The following is an 18,323-nucleotide window of genomic DNA, read 5'->3' as shown; positions in this document are numbered from 1 at the left end:
CGGCGCACGGCCGACTGCCAACGATAACCTGACTATATGGAAAATATAGACATCTGGGGCGGCGTGGAATGCACCTGCCGGCGAGTAGGCGACGCATATTCCGATCAGCTCACGCGTAGTGGCCACCGTGACCGGATTTCAGATCTTGACCGGTTTGCAGAGCTCGGTTTGCGCACCTTGCGCTACCCGGTTTTGTGGGAGCATGTGGCTCCTACCAGCCTAGATCAACTCGATTGGCGCTGGCCCGACGAGCGCCTCGCACGGCTGCAACAGTTGGAGATAGAGCCCATTGTGGGCCTGGTTCATCACGGCAGTGGGCCGCGCTATACCGCCCTCGATCAGCCAAGTTTTGCTACGGGTTTGGCTCGCTATGCCGGCCTAGTGGCCGAACGCTACCCCTGGGTGCGTTACTATACACCCGTCAACGAGCCCCTGACGACTGCCCGCTTTAGTGGCCTCTACGGGATTTGGTACCCACACGGCACCCACGACAACGTATTTGTGCGGCTGCTCTACCATCAGGTACTGGCCACGAAGCTGGCCATGCAGGCCATTCGACGGGTGAACCCGGCGGCGCAGCTTGTGCAGACCGAGGACCTGGGCCAAACGCACCACACCCCCGCTTTGGCTGCGCAGGCTGAGTTTGAAAACCACCGCCGCTGGCTAAGCTTTGATTTGCTCAGCGGCACCGTCACGTCAACGCACCCGCTGTGGTCGTACCTGCTTGGCCACGGCCTGAGCGAAGCGGAGCTGGCTGTTTTTCAGGACTCGCCACTGCCGCCTGATCTACTGGGCATCAACTACTACGCTACCAGTGAGCGGTTTTTGGACGAGCGGGTGGCGCAGTATCCGGGGCACGGCGCCGTGCCGGCTACCGGTAGCCGACCAGAGTACGTAGATGTGGAAGCGGTGCGCGTACCCGATGCCGAGATGCTGGGCCTGGAAGAGCTATTGCGCCAGGCCTGGACGCGCTACCACCTCCCACTGGCCATCACTGAATCGCACCTGGGTTGTACCCGCGAGGAGCAGATGCGCTGGCTTCAGCAAGCCTGGGAAGCCGCTAACCGCCTGCGTCGCACCGGCGTGGATATACGCGGCCTCACGGTATGGTCGCTGCTGGGCGCTTTCGACTGGGACAATCTGCTCACCCACGATGGGGTTTCGTACGAAAGCGGCGTGTTTGACGTGCGCAGAGGGGAGCCCCGACCTACGGCTCTTTTCAAGATGATACGCAACCTCATCCGGCACGGCCACCACCATCACCCCGTCTTGCAAGGGCCAGGATGGTGGCAGCGCCCCAGCCGCTTCTATTCTGCTTCCTGAACTCACTGCTATGGACAACCTTGACATATTACCTGCGATGCAGCCCCTCCTTATTACGGGTGGCAACGGCACGCTGGGCCACGCTTTCCGTTTGATTTGTGAGATTCGGGGGCTGGCAACCATCAGCCTGGGTAGGGATGAGCTGGATATTACGGATGCTGACGCCATTGCAGCAGCTCTGCGACAGTACGAGCCCTGGGCCGTGGTGAATGCGGCCGGCTACGTGCGCGTAAACACCGCCGAAACTGACGCCAAGCAGTGCTACCGCGAAAACACGCTGGGTCCTACCCTGCTGGCACAGGCCTGCGCCGCCCAGCAGGTGCCGCTGCTCACCTTTTCTTCTGATCTGGTGTTCGATGGCAAGCAACGCCGTGCCTACCTCGAACACGACCCCGCCTGCCCCCTCAACGTGTATGGGCACAGCAAGCTGCAAGCCGAGCAGGCTGTGTTGGCGCACCAGCCCAAGGCATTGGTAGTGCGCTCAAGTGCCTTCTTTGGGGCCTGGGACGAGCATAATTTTGTGCACCACGCGCTGACTGCTGCCCGGCTGGGCGAGTCCTTTGCGGCGGCCGACGACGTGGTAGTTTCTCCTACCTACCTGCCCGATCTGGTGAACACTGCTTTGGATTTGCTGCTGGATGAGGAGCACGGCATCTGGCACCTGGCCAACGACGGTACCTGCACCTGGGCCGAGCTGGCTCGTCTGGCTATAGGAACCGCGGGCCTGGATTCGGGCAGCGTGGTGCCCCGACCGGCCGCCTCGTTTGGGTGGGCTGCCACGCGTCCGAATTTCAGCGCCTTGGGCAGCCAGCAGGGGATACTGCTACCCAGTCTGGAAAGCGGCCTGCACCGCTACCTGGCCGACGAGCAGCTGTTGCACGCTGCCAACTCACCGACCTACCTAGTGGCTTAAGACGCTATCTAGTTCCCTACCCTGTTGCGAGCTTACATTGGTTGCAGATCCCCGAATGGCAGTGCTCACGCTCCTACTGTCTATAGCTGGTAGAAGCGTACCTGCCACGTATCACCCTTCCTTTTTATAGAACCCACATTACGCTTCCGCCCACTTGTAGCGGCGCTCTTTCCACTCGATGGGGTGAGGCCAGACGGTATACACCAACACCGCCAACGACATAACCGGTAGGTAGAACTCGTAGAGCAGCAGCACCGGCAGCCGCTCGCGGTGGCCGGCTTGCCGGAGCGTAATAGTTAGAAACAGCGTCTGGCAGCCCACCTTCGCGGCCCATAAGGCCCCGATGACGCTCAGCGGCAATATACCCGGCCAACCAAGTACTATGTAGAACAAAGCGTAGGACCCAAACAACGTGCTTAGCTGCCAGGGTAGGTGCGCGGTGCCTTTCATCCAGCGTTTGCGCTGACGCATCAGGTGCCGCACCGTAGGCTGTGCCACCGACACACCCAGCGCTGTGGGCAACACTAGGTTGCGAAACTGCCACCCTTGCGCTACTACCCGCTCAAACAGTTGTAAGTCTTCGCTAATGCTGAAGGCCAGGGCCTCGTAGCCTCCAATAGATTCGTAGGCGGAGCGGCGTACCAGCATGTTGTTGCCGACGGCCGTTACGGGTACTCCCCAATCGGTAAGCAAGCGAATCAGGCTGAGTCCGAACAGCCAGTCGAGCCCCTGCAAGCGGCCAAACAGCGAGCCACCCGCCGTGGTAATGCCCGTTACGATGCCCACGGCCGGGGTAGCGGCAGCCAGCATGGTGTGCACCCATTCGGGCGAGAGGGCCATATCGGCATCGGTAATCAGAAAGTAATCGGCGGTGGCGGCGCGGCAGAGGTGGGCCAGCACGTTGCTTTTGCCACGGGCAGTACCCAGCCGGTGCCGGATGGGCAGCAGCCGAAACTGGGGCTTGTCGGCAATGAAGCGCCGCACTACCGCTTGTGTATCGTCAGTGGAGGCGTCATCGCCAATCAGGATTTCGAGTAAGTCTGCGGGGTAGTTCAGGGCTGCCAACGCCCGCAGGCACCGCTCAATGGTGGCTTCTTCGTTGCGTGCTGCCACCAGAATACTCACCCGTGGGTAGCGCTTGGGTAGGCGGGAGGTAGGGCGGGGCCACAGCAGTGCTAGCAACACCAGCGCATACAACCCGAAGAATGCGCCGAAGAACAAGGGTGCAAAATCCATAGTTATTCTTTCTCGTCATGCCAGAAGGCTGCTTTCCTACCAGTATGTGGGCCAGGGAGGCTGAGGTTTGCTTCTGCGCTGCTCTTATCAGTGGGTACAAGCGTTGCGGTCATCTTGCTATACGCCTCACCTCTAGCGTGCTACCACCGGAAAAACCCGTAATATGACCCGGATAAATAGGGATTTTACGCTACGTATTTCCCGCGTTGCTTTCCCGTACCGCCACCCTACCCTCCCTGTGCAACGGTCCTACTTGCCCCTACCCTCCGCTTGCTGGCAATCCAAAATGACACGCACGAAAGCCCATCAGCAGCCGATTATCTCCTTGATTTACTAAGGCTACGACCTCTATCCTGTTGCTGAACAATATGCAACCGGCCGTATATGCGCCAGTTTGTTAGCTTTGCCAGATGTCGTCCGTCTTCCAGACCTACTTCCAGCTTGGGTTTTTCCACATCTTCAACCTGCAGGCCTACGACCACCTGGTGTTCCTGCTGGCCTTGTGCGCGCCCTATGTGCTCAGCGACTGGCGGCGGGTAGTGGCGCTGGTCACGAGCTTCACAGTGGGCCACAGCATCACGCTGGCGCTGGCTACCCTGAACGTGGTGCAGTACAACCCGGCGCTGATTGAGAAGCTGATTCCGGTGACAATCCTCATCACCTGTCTCGTAAACATCGTGAAGGCGGGTCGGGCCAATACCCGGCCCATTGTGGCCCCTACCCGGCGCGAGCCGTTGGTACTCACCCTACCCAACTTGCTGGCTGCCAGCTTCGGACTGATTCATGGCCTAGGGTTTTCGAGCTACCTGCGGGAGCTGCTGGGCCAGCAAAGCAAACCGGTGCTGGAGTTGCTTAGCTTCAATTTGGGCGTAGAGATAGGACAATTGCTGATTGTGGGCCTCATTCTGCTGCTGGGTTTTCTGGTGTTGCGCGGCTTCGACGCCGTGCGCCGCGACTGGGTGCTGATCACCAGCGGGGCCGCCTTGGGCATTGCCCTGGTGCTGCTAATAGGGTAGGCACTGTGGCCGTGCAACGCTTGGTAGGTGCCTTCTGTCTTTGCAGGTGCGGCTACGCGTGCTTTTGAGTATATTTGTTTCTCCTCCTTTTTTCTTGTTTTCCTCCTGATTTTCATGCTGAAACACTACTTGCTTCTGACGGCTGGCGTTGCGATGCTGACGGCAACCGCCCCGGCCCTGGCCCAGAGCACTAACTCCGGCACCGACAAGTTTGCGCAGCTCGGCCCGGAGCTGCCGACGCCCAACGAGTACCGCACGGCCAGTGGTGCTCCCGGCCACGCCTACTGGCAGCAGCGCGCCGACTATAATATTAAGGTGAAGCTGGACGACGAGAAGCAGGCCATTACGGGCTCTGAGGATATCACCTACACCAACCTCTCGCCCGACGAGTTGCCCTACCTCTGGGTGCAGCTCGACCAGAACATCATGGACAAAAACTCCATGACCACGGCTACCCAAACCAACCAACTGCAGACCCGGATGCCGTTTCAGGCCATGGACTACATCGAGCGGTCGGAGTTTGACGGTGGGTTTAAGATTGAGTCGGTGAAGCTGAAAGGCGCGGCGCTGAAGCACACCATCAACCACACGATGATGCGCATTGATCTGCCTACTCCCCTCAAGCCCAAGCAGTCGGTGACATTCAGCATTGCCTGGCACTACAACATTAACGACCAGACCAAGATCAGCCAGCGCTCGGGCTACGAGTTCTTCCCCAAAGACGGCAACTACCTCTACGAAATTGCGCAGTTCTACCCCCGCATGGCCGTGTACTCGGACTTTCAGGGCTGGCAGAACAAGCAATTCCTGGGTGCGGGCGAGTTTGCCCTACCCTTCGGCGACTACCGCGTGAGCATCACGGCGCCTTCCGACCACATTGTGGGCTCTACCGGCACGCTGCAAAACCCCAATGAGGTACTCACCAGCACCCAACGCCAGCGCCTCAACAACGCCCAGGGCGCCAGCAAGCCCGTGCTGATTGTGACACAGGCTGAGGCCGAGCAAGCCGAAAAAGGCAAGCCCAAAGGCACCAAAACCTGGACCTACGCCGCCAAAAACGTGCGTGACTTCGCCTGGGCGTCGTCGCGGAAGTTCATTTGGGATGCCATGGGTATCAAGCAAGGCGGCAAGAACGTGCTGTGCATGAGCTACTACCCCAAGGAGGGCAACCCGCTGTGGGGCCAGTACTCCACGGAAGTAGTGGCGCACACCATCAAGACCTACTCCAAGTTTACCATTCCGTACGAGTACCCGGTAGCTATTTCGGTGCACGGCCCGGTGGGCGGCATGGAGTACCCCATGCTGTGCTTCAACGGCGGCCGGCCCGAGGCCGACGGCACGTACTCGGCGGAGCGGAAATACGGGATGATTTCGGTGATTATCCACGAGGTAGGGCACAACTTCTTCCCGATGATTGTGAACAGCGACGAGCGCCAGTGGACGTGGATGGACGAAGGCCTGAACACCTTTGTGCAGTACCTCACCGAGCAGGAGTGGGAGCGTAACTACCCCTCGCGCCGCGGCGAGCCCCGCAACATGGTGGACTACATGAAGTCGTCGCCGAGCGTGCAGACGCCGATTATGTCAAATTCGGAGTCAGTGTTGCAGCTTGGCAACAACGCCTACGGCAAGCCCGCTACCGCCCTGAATGTGCTGCGTGAAACCGTGATGGGCCGCGAGCTGTTCGACTACGCCTTTAAGCAGTACGCTACCCGTTGGGCCTACAAGCACCCCGAGCCCGCCGACTTCTTCCGCACGATGGAAGACGCTTCGGCCGTGGACCTTGACTGGTTCTGGCGTGGTTGGTTCTACACCAACGACCACACCGACCTCAGCATTGAAGGCGTGAAGTCGTACACCGTAGACTCGAAGAACCCCGAGGTAGAAAACGCCCTGAAGCGCCAGCAGATCAACACCGCGCCGAAGAGTATTTCGGACATGCGCAACCTCCAGGATATTCCGAAGACGCTGGTAGACAAGAAGCCGGAGTTGAAGGACTTCTACAACAACTACGACCCGCTGAACACCACCGCCGCCGACAAGCAGCGCTACCAGCAGTATGTGAAAACCCTGAAGCCTGAGCAGCAGCAACGCCTCAGCCAGGGCCTGCACTTCTATGAGGTAGACCTGAAAAACCTGGGCGGCCTGGTGATGCCCGTGATTGTGGAAATGACCTACGCCGACGGCAAGAAGGAAGTGGTGAACATTCCGGCCGAAATCTGGCGCAAAAACAACGAGCACGTTACCAAGGTATTCGTAACCGAAAAGCCCGTAACGGCCTTCGTGCTGGACCCCTACCAGCAAACCGCCGATACCGACCTTTCGAACAACGCCTACCCCCGCCAGGTAGCGCCCTCGCGCTTTGAGCTGTTTGAGTACCAGCAGCGCCAGCAGCAGAACCCCATGCAGCAGCAAGTATCGATGCAGCAGAAGGAAGACAAGCCGACAAACACAAGCGCCGGCGGCACGAACTAGGTTTTATTTCTCGTATTTTCAAACAGCCGGGCACAAACTGTCCGGCTGTTTGCTTTTATTTAATGAGTGCATCCTTCAATATTTCTACAATGGCGCAAAAAACTGCTATGAAAGCCCAAAGATTATGTATATTATCTACGCTAATATTCTTTCTATTATTTAGCTATAGCTGCCAACGAAAATCTGTTCAGGTTATATCAGGAACAATATTAGGTTGGACCTGTGAACACGGGCTTATTATCGAAGTAGATCCTAAATACCCTATAGGCAAACGATTAAGCATACGTAGAGACTATCTTCCCTCGCAATTCGCTATTGAAGGACAAAATGCTATTGCAGCAGCAAACGAAACCCGCTTTGGTAATAAAAAAGGAGAGAAAATATATTTTCGCTATTATCCTGTTGATAGTACAATGGCTAGAGTATGTCCTGGTTGGCACTCAGACACGACCAAATTATTTTATGTAGATATTGACGTCATTAATCATAATAGCAAAAACTAATTAGTAGTCAGCAACGCAATAAAAATATATTTTACCTGCGTCCTCTTGCTTCCGGTGATGTTCTCAGTAGGCTAGTAGTTCACGTAGCTTTCGGTGAAGCGACCATCCGCGTACAGGTCCAGCACGCCGTAGCCGGGCGCGGTTTCCCGCAGGTTGCCTTTCCACCACGCCCCGCTTACCGCGCCGTTGCACAGGTAGGTAACGTTGTTGTACACCACTTTGTCGCGCAGGTGCAGGTGCCCGCTCAGGCAGAGCTTCACGTTGGGGTGTTGGTAGAACAGGTTGATAATCTTGGCTGTATCCGTGTGCATATCGCCGCCGAGCATCTCCCAGCGGTTCACCACATTGTCCTGAATCATCAGCACCGCCGTCAGGATGGGAATGTGCGACATCACCAGCACGGGCGTGGTGGCGGGGGTAGTGCGCAGCTCATTTTCGAGCCACGCAAACTGCTCATCGCCCAGCTTGCCAATGTACCAGGTAGCATCTACATCCAGATGCACGCTGTCCAGCACAATAAACTTCCAGCCGCCGCGGCTGAAGCTGTAGTAGGGTTTTGCCAGCTCCAGCTGCTGCATTGCATACTGCTTGCCGTAGGTCGCCTGTCCTTTGGTGTTCTCGTGCCACCAGATGTCGTGGTTTCCCAGGCAGTAGACCATAGGCAGGCTGCACTCGGCCTTGAGCACGGATTTCATCAGCTTCCATTGGTCATCGATTGAACTGAGGTTTTCCTTGTTCATATCAAACACCACGTCGCCGCCATTCATGATAAGCTGCACCTTGGGCGTTTGCTGCTGCACATGGTGTAGGCACCGTGCAAATTTGGCCGGTGCTCCCAGGTCGTTTTTCAGGTGAATATCGGTGAGATGCGCAATGCGCAAAACCGGCTGCTCTGCTGGTGCTGCCGCGCCCACGTGTACCGCTGGGGCCGCTAGTAGGCCGCCCAGGTTTTTTAGTGCTGCTCTTCGTCTCACGGTAGGAAGATGAACTATTGACTTGTTTCCGTTAGCAAGGTACAGGGTACTACAACTCGGCATCCATACGACAGACTGCCTCATCGAACCACCCTTGTCGTAAAGATTAGCTTCTCGTTCGAATAGATTGCTGGGTGTCTCCCCTACGAAGGCGAGCAGCCAGGGCCGCATGCTGTCTACCCTCTGGCTACTGCGGCTTTTACTACCCTTGCAGCAGCTTCACTACTAGCACGTTAGAAAATCAGACAACCAGCAACACAGCAGATTACGTTCTTACTGGCAAGCACTTCCTTAACAAAATCACAACCTCATGGGACTACTCGACGGCCTACTTGGCAACGCTTCTGAAAAAGACGCACAGGAACTACAGCAGCAACTCAACCGCATCCTGGCTTCCGGCGAGCGAATTGAGCACGCCTACGCCATCATCCGCGACCAGCTTATCTTCACCAACAAGCGGCTGATACTGGTAGACAAGCAAGGCATGACGGGCAAGAAACAGGAGTTTCTAAGCGTACCCTACCGCAGCATCGAGCGGTTTTCGATGGAAACTGTGGGCCATTTCGACCTCGAATCGGAGCTACACATTTGGGTGCGCGGGCAGGCTGACCCCATCCGCAAAACCTTCCGCAACGACAAGAGCGTGTACGATATCTACCGCGCGCTGGCAGAGCACGCGTTGTAAGTTGCTTGTAGTAAAGCATTAAAATAAACAGAACGTCATTTCGACCACTGGTCGAAATGACGTTCTGTTTAGTAGTCCTATCTACCTATTCTGCTGCCTATCTCTTACCACACATACGTACCCACAGAGCCTCCGTCCAGAGTCACTTGTAAGTCGTTGCCGCGGTATTTCACGACAAAGGTTTGGGGGTTGCTGCTGGTATTCAGCACAATCAACACTTTTTGACCACTCGGGTTTTTGAAGCCCACATTGGGTAGGTTGCTGGGCACGCTGGTGTTGATGCGCACCGAGCCAGGCCGCACAAACTTAGCCGCCTGCGCAATGATGTAGTAGGCGGTATTGCGCGTCACAGCGTTTCCGCTAATGGTGACGGCCGGCAGGCAGGTGGTGCAGCCGCCGGGCGTATGCGGGCCGTTGCTGGGGTCGGCGGCCAGGTTCCACTCCAACACATTGCGCGACCAGTTCCGCGTGGCCCCGATAATCATATTGTTGGTGTGCCAGTTCAGGTCACCAGCGAAGTTGCCGGGGGCACCCACCCATTGCTCGGTGAAGTAGACGTTCTTATCGGGGTAGGCATTGTGCACCGCCGACAGCGCCTCAATACTGCCCGCGTAGAGGTGAAACGCCGACCCATCGACATACTGCCGGGCCTGGGCATCGGCCAGCACGGTCAGGGGGTAGTCGGTGCGGTCGGTGTTGTGGTCGTAGAGGATGATTTTGGTGGTTAGCCCCGCTGATTTCAGCGCTGGCCCGATGCTTTGCTTGATGAACGTAGTCTGCTCTGCGGCCGTCATCATCATACTGGGGTTGTTATCAGGGTTCAGGGGTTCGTTTTGCAGCGTAATGGCATCAATAGTCACACCCTCGGCCTTCATGCCCTGGATATACTTCACGAAGTACTGTGCGTAGGCGTCGTAGAACTCCGGTTTCAGGGAGCCGCCTTTGCTGTTGCCGTTGGTTTTCATCCAGGTAGGCGGCGACCAAGGAGAGCCCAGGATTTTGATGCTGGGGTTGATGGCCAGAATCTCTTTCAGCACCGGCAGCAAGTACTGGCGGTCGGGGTCGAGGCTGAACTTGGTGAGTTGCGGATCGGTTTGGCCGGCCGGCAGGTCGTCGTAGCTGAACACTTGCGCATCCAGGTCCGACGCGCCAATACTTATGCGTAGATAGCTGGTACCGATGTTGTTGGCATCGGCGGCAAACAACTCCTTCAATAACGCTGCCCGCTCGGTGGCGCCCATCTGGTGCAGCACGTAGGCGCTGCCGCCCGTGAGCGTAAAGCCAAAGCCGTCGATGCTCTGATAGGTTTGCGTAGTATCTACCGTGATGGTGGGTAGGGTGTTGTTGGCAGCTGGCGCGGCAAAGTTCAGCGTCAGAGGCTGCTTCTGAAATAAGGCGGTTTTATTGGCCGTGGTGAGCCACAGCGCCACCTGCGACGAGCCGGTGGGCGAGGTAGGCGTTGGGGGCGTGGGCTGAGCACCATCGCCCCCGTTATCAGAGCAGCCGCTTAGCCCTACCCCGGCCACCAGTACCATTGCCCAGAAGGCATTATTCATTAGTGAGCATGTCATATAGAGTTGGAATAGCAATGAATATAGGGGAGGCTTGCACCTCCCCTACCCTCTGGTTTATGGATACCGCCCATTAGCTTACCACACATAAGTACCAGCCGCGCCGGCCGCGAGCGTCGCGGTTACCGTTTTGTCGTGGTAGCGAATGCCAAACGTTTGCGACGTTTTCTGGTCGTTCTGCACCAGTAACACGGTTTGCCCCGCAGGCGTGCGAAACGCTACGTTCGGCAGCGTGCCTTCGGCCGTGGAGGCAATGCGCACCGAGCCCGGTCGCACAAACTTGCTACCGTGTGCAATGGTATAGTAGGCCACGTTTCGTTGCACCTGATTGCCATTTATGGTGATGGCGCCCAGGCACTCGGTGCAGCCGCCGGGCGTGTGCGGGTTCTGCTCAGGGTCGGCGGCTAGGTTCCACTCCAGCACCGTTTTGGCCCAGTTTCGGGTAGCCCCAATCATCAGCGTTTTCACGTGCCAGCCCAGGTTACCCTCAAACTTAGACTTCGATCCTACCCATTGCTCGGTGAAATACACGTTTTTATCGGGGTAGGCGTCGTGCACCTTCGACAGCGCGTCGATGGGGCCAGCGTAGAGGTGGAAGGCCGAGCCATCGACGTACTTGCGCGCCTCGGGGTCGTTGAGAATGGTGAGGGGATAGTCAGGGCGGTCGGCGTTGTGGTCGTAGGTGATAATCTTCGTGTCGATTTTCGAGGCTGCGAAAGCTGGTCCCAGGCTTTTCTTGATAAACTCGGCCTGTTGCTCAGCCAGCATCAGCAGGCTGGGGTTGTTGCCGGGGTGCAGAGGTTCGTTCTGCACCGTGATAGCATCAATTCGGATTCCTTCGGCTTTCATTCCCTGCACGTACTTCACGAAGTACTGCGCGTAGGCATCGTAAAACTCCGGTTTCAGGGAACCGCCTTTGCTGTTGCCGTTGGTCTTCATCCAGGTAGGCGGCGACCAGGGCGAGCCTAGGATTTTGATGCTGGGGTTGATGGCCAGAATCTCCTTCAGCACCGGAATCAGGTCCCGGCGGTCGGGCGCGAGGCTGAACTTGGCGAGTTGCGGGTCAGTCTGGCCTTCGGGCACGTCGTCATAGCTAAATACTACCGGATCGAGGTCCGATGCGCCAATGCTCACGCGTAGGTAGCTTACGCCAATGCTGCCAGCCGCGTCGGGCGCGAACAACTCTTTGAGTAGGGCGGTTCGCTCGGCCTGGCCCATCTGGTGCAGCAGGGTAGCGCTACCACCCGTGAGGCAGTAACCAAACCCGTCGATGGTCTGAAATTTCTGGCTGTCGTCTACTTCAATGGTGGCAGGGGTAGCGCTGGCCGCAGCCGCGAATTTCAACGCCGTGGGCTGACGCTGAAACAGCAAGGTTTGGTCGGGGGTGGTAATCCATTGCGTGACGTCCGCACTTTTGCTGGTGCCCGCCATGGGCTGCTGGCAACTGGTAGCGCCCGTCAACAACGCCCCGCACAACGCTAGCGGCAACCATGCCTTTCGAAAATTGGTTTGCATACAGTAGGTAGGAAAGTGGGAAACAGAACAAAAAAGAGCCGGCCCGCGCCCCTAACATTGCGGAACCGGCTCTCTATCACGCCACTGGAAAAGTGTATACCTAGCGGACGTGAAAGCCTTGGCTATATCAGAGAATTTAGTACCCCGGATTCTGCTGTAGTTGTGCGTTGTTGTTAATCTCAGCCTGAGGCAGAGGGAACAGCAAATAGTTGGCATCAGGACGGTTGAGGCGTTGCTGGATAATATCCAGTGCTGTCACAGCATGAGCCCCAGCTTCTGCCTGGTTGTGGCGGGCATAACGCAGCAGGTCGTACCACCGCTCCCCCTCGAAAGCAAGTTCCAGACGACGCTGCCGGTCAATTTCATCCCGCATAGCCTTTTTGCTGGCGTACTGCGGCGAAGCAGGCGTGAGAGCCGCTAAGCCCGCACGAGTACGCACAAGATTCAACTTTTCCAACACATCGGCCGAGGGCCCTGCTTGTTCGTTGGCGGCTTCCGCGTACATCAACAATACATCCGCGTAGCGCAAGATATACGTATTGTCGGGGCTGTTGAAAGCGTTTGGTGCACCGGGCCACTTGTATACAAAGGGTCCACGGTCGTTGGCACTGCTGCTGGTTCCATTCACGAAACTAGCGTAATCGAGACCCGCATTGGTACGGCCGATTAGCGTCCACCGACGGTCACGGTTCGGACGGAGCTGGCCGTTGGTATAAGAAGCCGTGTCAGCATACTGTAGTAATTCCGCCGTTGGGATGTTGAACTTAGGGAAGGAATACGTAGCGGGTGGCGATGGTAGTAGCAGGTCAGGCAAGATGTTGTTGCCATCAGCGTTTCCCTGGTTCTGAACTTCCAGAATTGTTTCAGGCGCTTTATTCTCAGCAGGGAACAGCCCTTTAAAGCTTGTCAACAGGGAATACTTACCAGTGCTGATGACCTTGTTGGCCGCCGTTACGGCTGGTCCCCATTGCCGTTGCGTTAGGTACACTTTGGCCAATAGCGAGTTCACAGCCCCATTGGTTACCCGATTTGCATTGACAGCAGGCACTAAGCCATCGGCTGCCGTCAGGTCGGCCACAATCTGGGTATACACTGCCTCAACGGTTGCTCGGGGTAGGGCCACCACCGACTGCTCGCCGCTTTCGGTTGGGTCTAAGCGCAGCGGCACACCGCCATACAGCTTCACCAGATTGTAGTAGTGCAAAGCTCGCAGGAAATAAGCCTCCCCTAGAATCTGCTTTCGGCGCGCCTCATCCATCGTGATGGTAGGTACATACTTGATAACCGCATTGGCGCGGTTGATACCCAGATAGGAGTCGCGCCAGATGTTGTACACCTGGCTGGTAGTAGGCGTCCAGGAAATACGGTCCAGCGATGCTACGTCGCCGTTGTTGCTGTTGCAGTTGTCGGAAGGCATTTCGCCTACCGTAATCAAATCCTGACTGTACAGGCCAGTACCTTGCAGGGCGTCATAGGCAGCCGTCAGACCAGCTTCAGCGTCATCGGCGCTCTGAAAAAAGTTTTCCGGCGAGATAGATGGCAGTGGTGGCTTGTCCAGAATATCACAGCTACCAAGCAGCACCAGGGCAAAAACGGGGATGAATATCTTTTTCATGGGTAGAATGAAACTCAGATTAGAAATTGGCATTCAAGCCTACCGTGTAGGTACGTGCCTGTGGATACACGCCAAAGTCGCGACCGATGCTAGTCGATGAGAATGGATCCGCGCTTACTTCTGGGTCATAGCCCGAGTAGTCGGTCCAGGTCAGCAGGTTCTGACCGCTCACGTACACGCGCAGGCTGCTGATACGGGCTTTATTGATGATGCTGGTAGGTAGGGTATAGCCCAGCGTCAGGTTTTTGAGGCGCACGTAGCTGCCATCTTCAATCCAACGGTTGGAGAAACGGCCGTTGTTATTCGGGTCGTTGAAGACCGCTCGCGGAATAGAGGTATTTGTGTTGTTGGGAGTCCAACGGTCCAGCACCGTTGTCAACTGGTTCACCGGCCCTGTTAGGGACTCCAATGCCTGACGGTTGGCATTGTAGATATCGTTGCCGAAACTACCCTGGAAGAACACGCTCAGATCAATTCCTTTGAAGCTGAAGGTGTTGGTAACACCGGCAATGGCTTTCGGGTTAGGATTGCCAATGATGGTGCGGTCATCGTTGTTGATAACCCCGTCGCCATTAATATCTACAAAACGAATATCGCCCGGCTGTGGGTTGTTTGGCTGGCTAGGCGCACTGCTAATCTCGTCCTGCGTCTGGAAAATACCTTGCGTCCTGAAGCCATAGAAAGAACCTAGCGGCTTGCCTTTCTGCGAAATGGTGTTGTCGTAGATAATAGTCCGATCCACTGACTCGCCTTCGTCGTTCACCAACGTACCCAGGTCTACTATTCTATTGCGATTCAGCGACACGTTTAAGTTAGTCGACCACGTGAAGCCGCCATTCTGCCCTTGCACGTTAGCCGTGTTCAGCGCAAACTCAAGTCCTTTGTTTTCCACCGAGCCTACGTTCTGCACAATGTCTAGCACCTGAGCACCTGTGCTCGGCGCAAGAGGCACGCTCAGCAATAGGTCTTTCGAGCGCTTCAAGTATGCATCCACTGTCAGCGTAAGGCGGTCATTGAACATGCCGAAATCCAGACCCAGATCGTATTGTTTGGAAGTTTCCCATTTCAACGAACGGTTACCGATCCGGTCGGGGCGGATCCCCCCTTGCACAGTACCATTATTGCCCGTATAGTTGGCTCCTACCACATAGGAGCTAAAGCGCTGGTAGGTATAGCCCAAGTCCTGGTTGCCATTGCTACCAAAGCTACCCCGCAGCTTCAAATCTGAAACTCTGCTGTTCTGTGGGAAGAAGCTTTCCTTGGAAATACGCCAGCCCAGGGCCACAGCCGGAAAATAGCCATAGTACGCGTCGAAACGGCTGGTGCCATCCTGGCGCAAGCTCAGGGTAGCCAGGTAGCGGTCTTCGTAGCTATAAATAGCACGCGCGAAGAGACTGGTTAGGCCCCATTCTTCTTCGTAGCTGCTCGTGCCCAGGCGCTCCGTACCGGCCGATAGGTAGGGCACGGCATTGGAAGCATACCCCCGCACAGAGGCATTAGAAGCGAAGCGATTCGACGCTTGCACCGACTGCCCTACCAGCAGTTGCAGGCTGTGCTTGTCGCCAATGTTTGGGTTGTAGGTGACCGTGTTTTCCCACAGCCAGATATTTTGCAGCGTTGTGCCCGTACGGCCGCTACCGCGGGTAGAAGCATCAGCGCGCGAAGTACCAGGATAATTGCGGGTGATAAATTCGTTCTCCAGCTGGGTACGGAAGTCGATGCCAATGGAGGAACGGAATTGTAAGTTTTTCAGGATGTTGTATTCCCCAAACAGGTTTCCAATCACCTGATAGCTCAGCGACCGGTTGCTAGTTTCCAGCAGGTTTCCTACCGGGTTATCCGACAAGGAGAAAGGGTTCACCCCGTATACACCGTTGGCATCTCGCACAGGAACAGTTGGAATTTGCGCCAACGCCCCCAGCACAGTACCTGAGTTCCCTAATCCCTGTTCGCTGCGTACGCTACCGTTAGTGTTCGTCCGGCTCAGGTTTAAATTGGTTCCTACCCGAAACTTCTCACCCGCTTTTTGGTCAAAGTTCAGTTTGAAGTTGAAGCGGTCGAAGCCCGAATTCAGAATGATACCATCCTGTTTGAAGTAGCCGCCCCCTACATAATAGTGCGTTTTGTCGGTACCACCGCTCACATTCAACTGATAGTTTTGAATAGCAGCGGTACGGTATACTTCATCCTGCCAATCCGTATCGTAGGGTGGCAGGTTGTTTAGGTCTGGATAGCCAATGGCCGCGCCGGCGTTGGCCTGCGACTCGTTGTAGTACTCTGCAAACTGCCGGGAATTCAGTACATCCAGCTTTTTGCGCAGGCTTTGCACCCCATAATACGCATTGAAGCCTACTTGCGGCTTGCCGGAGCGGCCACGCTTTGTTGTGATAACTACTACACCGTTGGAAGCACGCACCCCGTAAATAGCGGCAGCAGCACCGTCCTTCAGTACGTCAATCGACTCGATATCTGCTGGGTTGATAGCATTTAGCGGGTTAGGCTTCTGATTACCCACGCTCAACTCCCGATCGTAGGTAGGCAGCACAGGCACACCATCAATTACATACAGCGGCGAATTGCTGCTATTAAGCGAGCTGTTGCCGCGAATCCGCACGTTGATACCTGCGCCCGGAGCACCGGTTGGTGCTGTTACCTGCACGCCAGGTGCCTGGCCTTGCAGTGCCTGATCGAAGCCAGCTACTTTCTGCCGCTCAATCTGCTGGGCACCTACTGAGGAAACCGCAGTCGTCAACTCTTGGCGTGCTAAGGTACCGTAGCCTACTACCACTACCTCGCCCAGTGCCTTGGTATCCTCTACCAATGTCACGTTGAGAGCGGTAGTAGCACCCGCCACAGGCACCTCTTGGCGCACATAGCCCACATAGCTGAATACCAGTGTGCTACCTTCTGGCACTGTTAAAGAAAACCTGCCCTCAACATCGGTCGAAGCGCCGTTGGCTGTGCCCTTCACGACTACCGTTACACCGGGTAGTCCCTCGCCATTGGCCTGCGTTACCCGTCCGGAAACCGTTACATCTGCTACGGAAACGTTTGCAGAATTTGCAGAAGAAACCGTGCCCGAATTTTCTACAACCAAGTAATAATCGGCCCGCAACTTCTTGAACGTCAAGGCAGCCTGCGGCAATACCTCGGCCATCTTAGCATCCAGCGTGGCGCCGTCGGCACGGGCAGGCACGCGTTTATTACGTACTAACTCGCTCTCGTAAAAGATGGTAACGTTGTATTCTTTTTCCCACCGACCAAGCAGGTCTTTTAGCGCTACCGTTTCGGCGCGGGAAGCAGTGCGCTGATTGGAGTAGTTGGTGGCCAGCAGCTGGGTGGGGGCAGCCAGCACATCCGGGGTAGGGACCAGCAGCGCGCACACTGCCGTCGCGGAGGCCGTACGGACGACTCGGCCGCACAGTCGGGTAGTAAATGGGGTCATAAGCTAGGTTTGGGGGAATTATGATCCGAGAAAATGAGGCGATTCTGCTGGCGCTGAATCGTTAGGTGAAATGTCTCTTCTAAGGCCTGCAACAACACATCCAGCTCGCCAATAGGCACAGTACCGGTAATGCGGCGGTTCTGTAACTCGGGTGTTGCAAGAACTACTTCCACGCCGTAAGTGTCGTGCAGACGGGTGGCCAGCTCAGCAATGGTAGTTTCATCGAATACTAGCTTGCCATCTTTCCAAGAAGTATAGGGCGCAGCAGCCACCGTCGTTTTACGCACGGCAGCCTCGGGCTGCCGGCTGTTCATCTCCACTAGTTCACCGGGTTGCATTACCAAATCGGGGCGGTGGTCGGCGGCCTTAAACTTGAGTTGCACCTTGCCTGATACCAGCATCACGCGAGCCTGCTCCTGGCGTCGGTACACGGCAAACTTGGTCCCTAGCACTTCCACCTGCATACCATCTGGGGTGTGCACAATGAAGTGTTCATCACTAGGTAGGTGGCGTACCGAAAAGTACGCTTCGCCATCTAGCCACACCTCCCGCGGCTGGCCAGTGGCCCAGGCTTGGGGGTAGCGCAAGGTGGAATGGCCGTTCAACGTCACCTCCGTACCATCGGATAAATGCAGGGTACGTTTCTGGCCGTAGTCGGTGGTTTCGGTGTGGGCAACGGCTGCTACCGGTGCAGTGGGCGGCGTACCATACTGCCACCATAAACCGCCTACGGCCAGCCCGCCAATTACAGCGGCGGCGGCCCAGGGCTGCCAACGCCAGGCAGCGGTACGCCCCATTTGCTGGTGCAGTGAGGTCAGCAGCGCCTCATAGTTGGGTTCATCAGGTAGGGCAGCAGCGGTTGGCGTTTCCAGCGTGTGCCAGTGCGCACGCATCCACTGCTCTGCTATAAGCTGATTGGTGGGCTCGGTTAGCCAAGCTCGTACCACCGCCGCTTCAGTTGGCGTGGCCTGATCGTGTACATAGCGGTTGAAGAGTTCCTGCGTAACAAGTGGCAGCATAGGTTAGCAGAGTAAAGCGGCTGGATATAGGTA

Annotated in this window: 13 protein-coding genes; 6 read left to right on the top strand and 7 right to left on the bottom strand. The window is 56.4% G+C overall.

Annotated elements, in window-relative coordinates; translation table 11 throughout:
- The first annotated feature begins 36 nt into the window (after nucleotides 1-36).
- Together F1C16_RS22770 and F1C16_RS22765 are read left to right on the top strand one after the other, a co-directional pair.
- The gene (locus F1C16_RS22770; RefSeq protein WP_219733370.1) at nucleotides 37-1,323 is read left to right on the top strand and encodes a family 1 glycosylhydrolase; all 1,287 of its coding nucleotides are present in this window, start codon (nucleotides 37-39) and stop codon (nucleotides 1,321-1,323) included.
- A gap of 37 nt (nucleotides 1,324-1,360) precedes the next feature.
- Entirely contained in the window at nucleotides 1,361-2,236 is an 876-nt protein-coding gene (locus F1C16_RS22765; RefSeq protein ID WP_219733367.1) for an SDR family oxidoreductase, read from the top strand.
- A 138-nt stretch (nucleotides 2,237-2,374) separates the two neighbouring features.
- Here F1C16_RS22765 and F1C16_RS00780 read toward each other — a convergent pair whose 3' ends face one another.
- Nucleotides 2,375-3,472, bottom strand: a complete 1,098-nt coding sequence (locus F1C16_RS00780; RefSeq protein ID WP_185282499.1) for a glycosyltransferase — start codon at nucleotides 3,470-3,472, stop codon at nucleotides 2,375-2,377.
- 410 nt (nucleotides 3,473-3,882) lie between these two features.
- Between F1C16_RS00780 and F1C16_RS00775 the strand changes: the two genes are divergently transcribed.
- The 3 genes from F1C16_RS00775 (at nucleotide 3,883) to F1C16_RS00765 (ending at nucleotide 7,466) form a co-directional block, all read left to right on the top strand.
- Entirely contained in the window at nucleotides 3,883-4,488 is a 606-nt protein-coding gene (locus F1C16_RS00775; protein ID WP_185282498.1) for a HupE/UreJ family protein, read from the top strand.
- Nucleotides 4,489-4,602: 114 nt separating this feature from the next.
- Entirely contained in the window at nucleotides 4,603-6,963 is a 2,361-nt protein-coding gene (locus tag F1C16_RS00770; RefSeq protein WP_185282497.1) for a M1 family metallopeptidase, read from the top strand.
- A 62-nt stretch (nucleotides 6,964-7,025) separates the two neighbouring features.
- Complete coding sequence (locus F1C16_RS00765; RefSeq protein WP_185282496.1) at nucleotides 7,026-7,466, top strand: hypothetical protein; 441 nt, start codon at nucleotides 7,026-7,028, stop codon at nucleotides 7,464-7,466.
- Between the two features lie 71 nt (nucleotides 7,467-7,537).
- On the opposite strand, the gene F1C16_RS00760 is transcribed toward F1C16_RS00765, so the two are convergent.
- Nucleotides 7,538-8,440 (bottom strand): metallophosphoesterase, encoded by a 903-nt coding sequence (locus tag F1C16_RS00760; RefSeq protein WP_185282495.1) that lies wholly within the window; start codon nucleotides 8,438-8,440, stop codon nucleotides 7,538-7,540.
- 310 nt (nucleotides 8,441-8,750) lie between these two features.
- Here F1C16_RS00760 and F1C16_RS00755 point away from each other — a divergent pair, with 310 nt between their 5' ends.
- The gene (locus F1C16_RS00755) at nucleotides 8,751-9,125 is read left to right on the top strand and encodes a PH domain-containing protein (RefSeq protein WP_185282494.1); all 375 of its coding nucleotides are present in this window, start codon (nucleotides 8,751-8,753) and stop codon (nucleotides 9,123-9,125) included.
- Between the two features lie 104 nt (nucleotides 9,126-9,229).
- Here F1C16_RS00755 and F1C16_RS00750 read toward each other — a convergent pair whose 3' ends face one another.
- From F1C16_RS00750 to F1C16_RS00730, 5 genes are all read right to left on the bottom strand, one after another.
- Nucleotides 9,230-10,681 (bottom strand): glycoside hydrolase family 30 beta sandwich domain-containing protein, encoded by a 1,452-nt coding sequence (locus F1C16_RS00750; RefSeq protein ID WP_258048982.1) that lies wholly within the window; start codon nucleotides 10,679-10,681, stop codon nucleotides 9,230-9,232.
- A 93-nt stretch (nucleotides 10,682-10,774) separates the two neighbouring features.
- Nucleotides 10,775-12,211 carry a glycoside hydrolase family 30 beta sandwich domain-containing protein gene (locus F1C16_RS00745; RefSeq protein WP_185282493.1) on the bottom strand — a complete coding sequence of 479 codons (1,437 nt, stop codon included), beginning with the start codon at nucleotides 12,209-12,211 and terminating at the stop codon, nucleotides 10,775-10,777.
- 136 nt (nucleotides 12,212-12,347) lie between these two features.
- Nucleotides 12,348-13,826 carry a RagB/SusD family nutrient uptake outer membrane protein gene (locus F1C16_RS00740; protein WP_185282492.1) on the bottom strand — a complete coding sequence of 493 codons (1,479 nt, stop codon included), beginning with the start codon at nucleotides 13,824-13,826 and terminating at the stop codon, nucleotides 12,348-12,350.
- Nucleotides 13,827-13,845: 19 nt separating this feature from the next.
- Nucleotides 13,846-17,271, bottom strand: coding sequence for a TonB-dependent receptor (locus F1C16_RS00735; RefSeq protein ID WP_185282491.1), 3,426 nt, complete (start codon nucleotides 17,269-17,271; stop codon nucleotides 13,846-13,848).
- On the bottom strand, nucleotides 17,268-18,290 hold the full coding sequence (locus tag F1C16_RS00730) for a FecR family protein (protein WP_185282490.1): 1,023 nt from the start codon (nucleotides 18,288-18,290) through the stop codon (nucleotides 17,268-17,270). Before F1C16_RS00730 ends, F1C16_RS00735 begins: the two co-directional genes overlap by 4 nt.
- Nucleotides 18,291-18,323: the final 33 nt, after the last annotated feature.

The sequence above is a fragment of the Hymenobacter sp. NBH84 genome (assembly GCF_014217645.1).
GTDB classification, from domain to species: Bacteria; Bacteroidota; Bacteroidia; order Cytophagales; family Hymenobacteraceae; genus Hymenobacter; species Hymenobacter profundi.
This window is presented reverse-complemented; position numbering and strand designations above follow the sequence as displayed.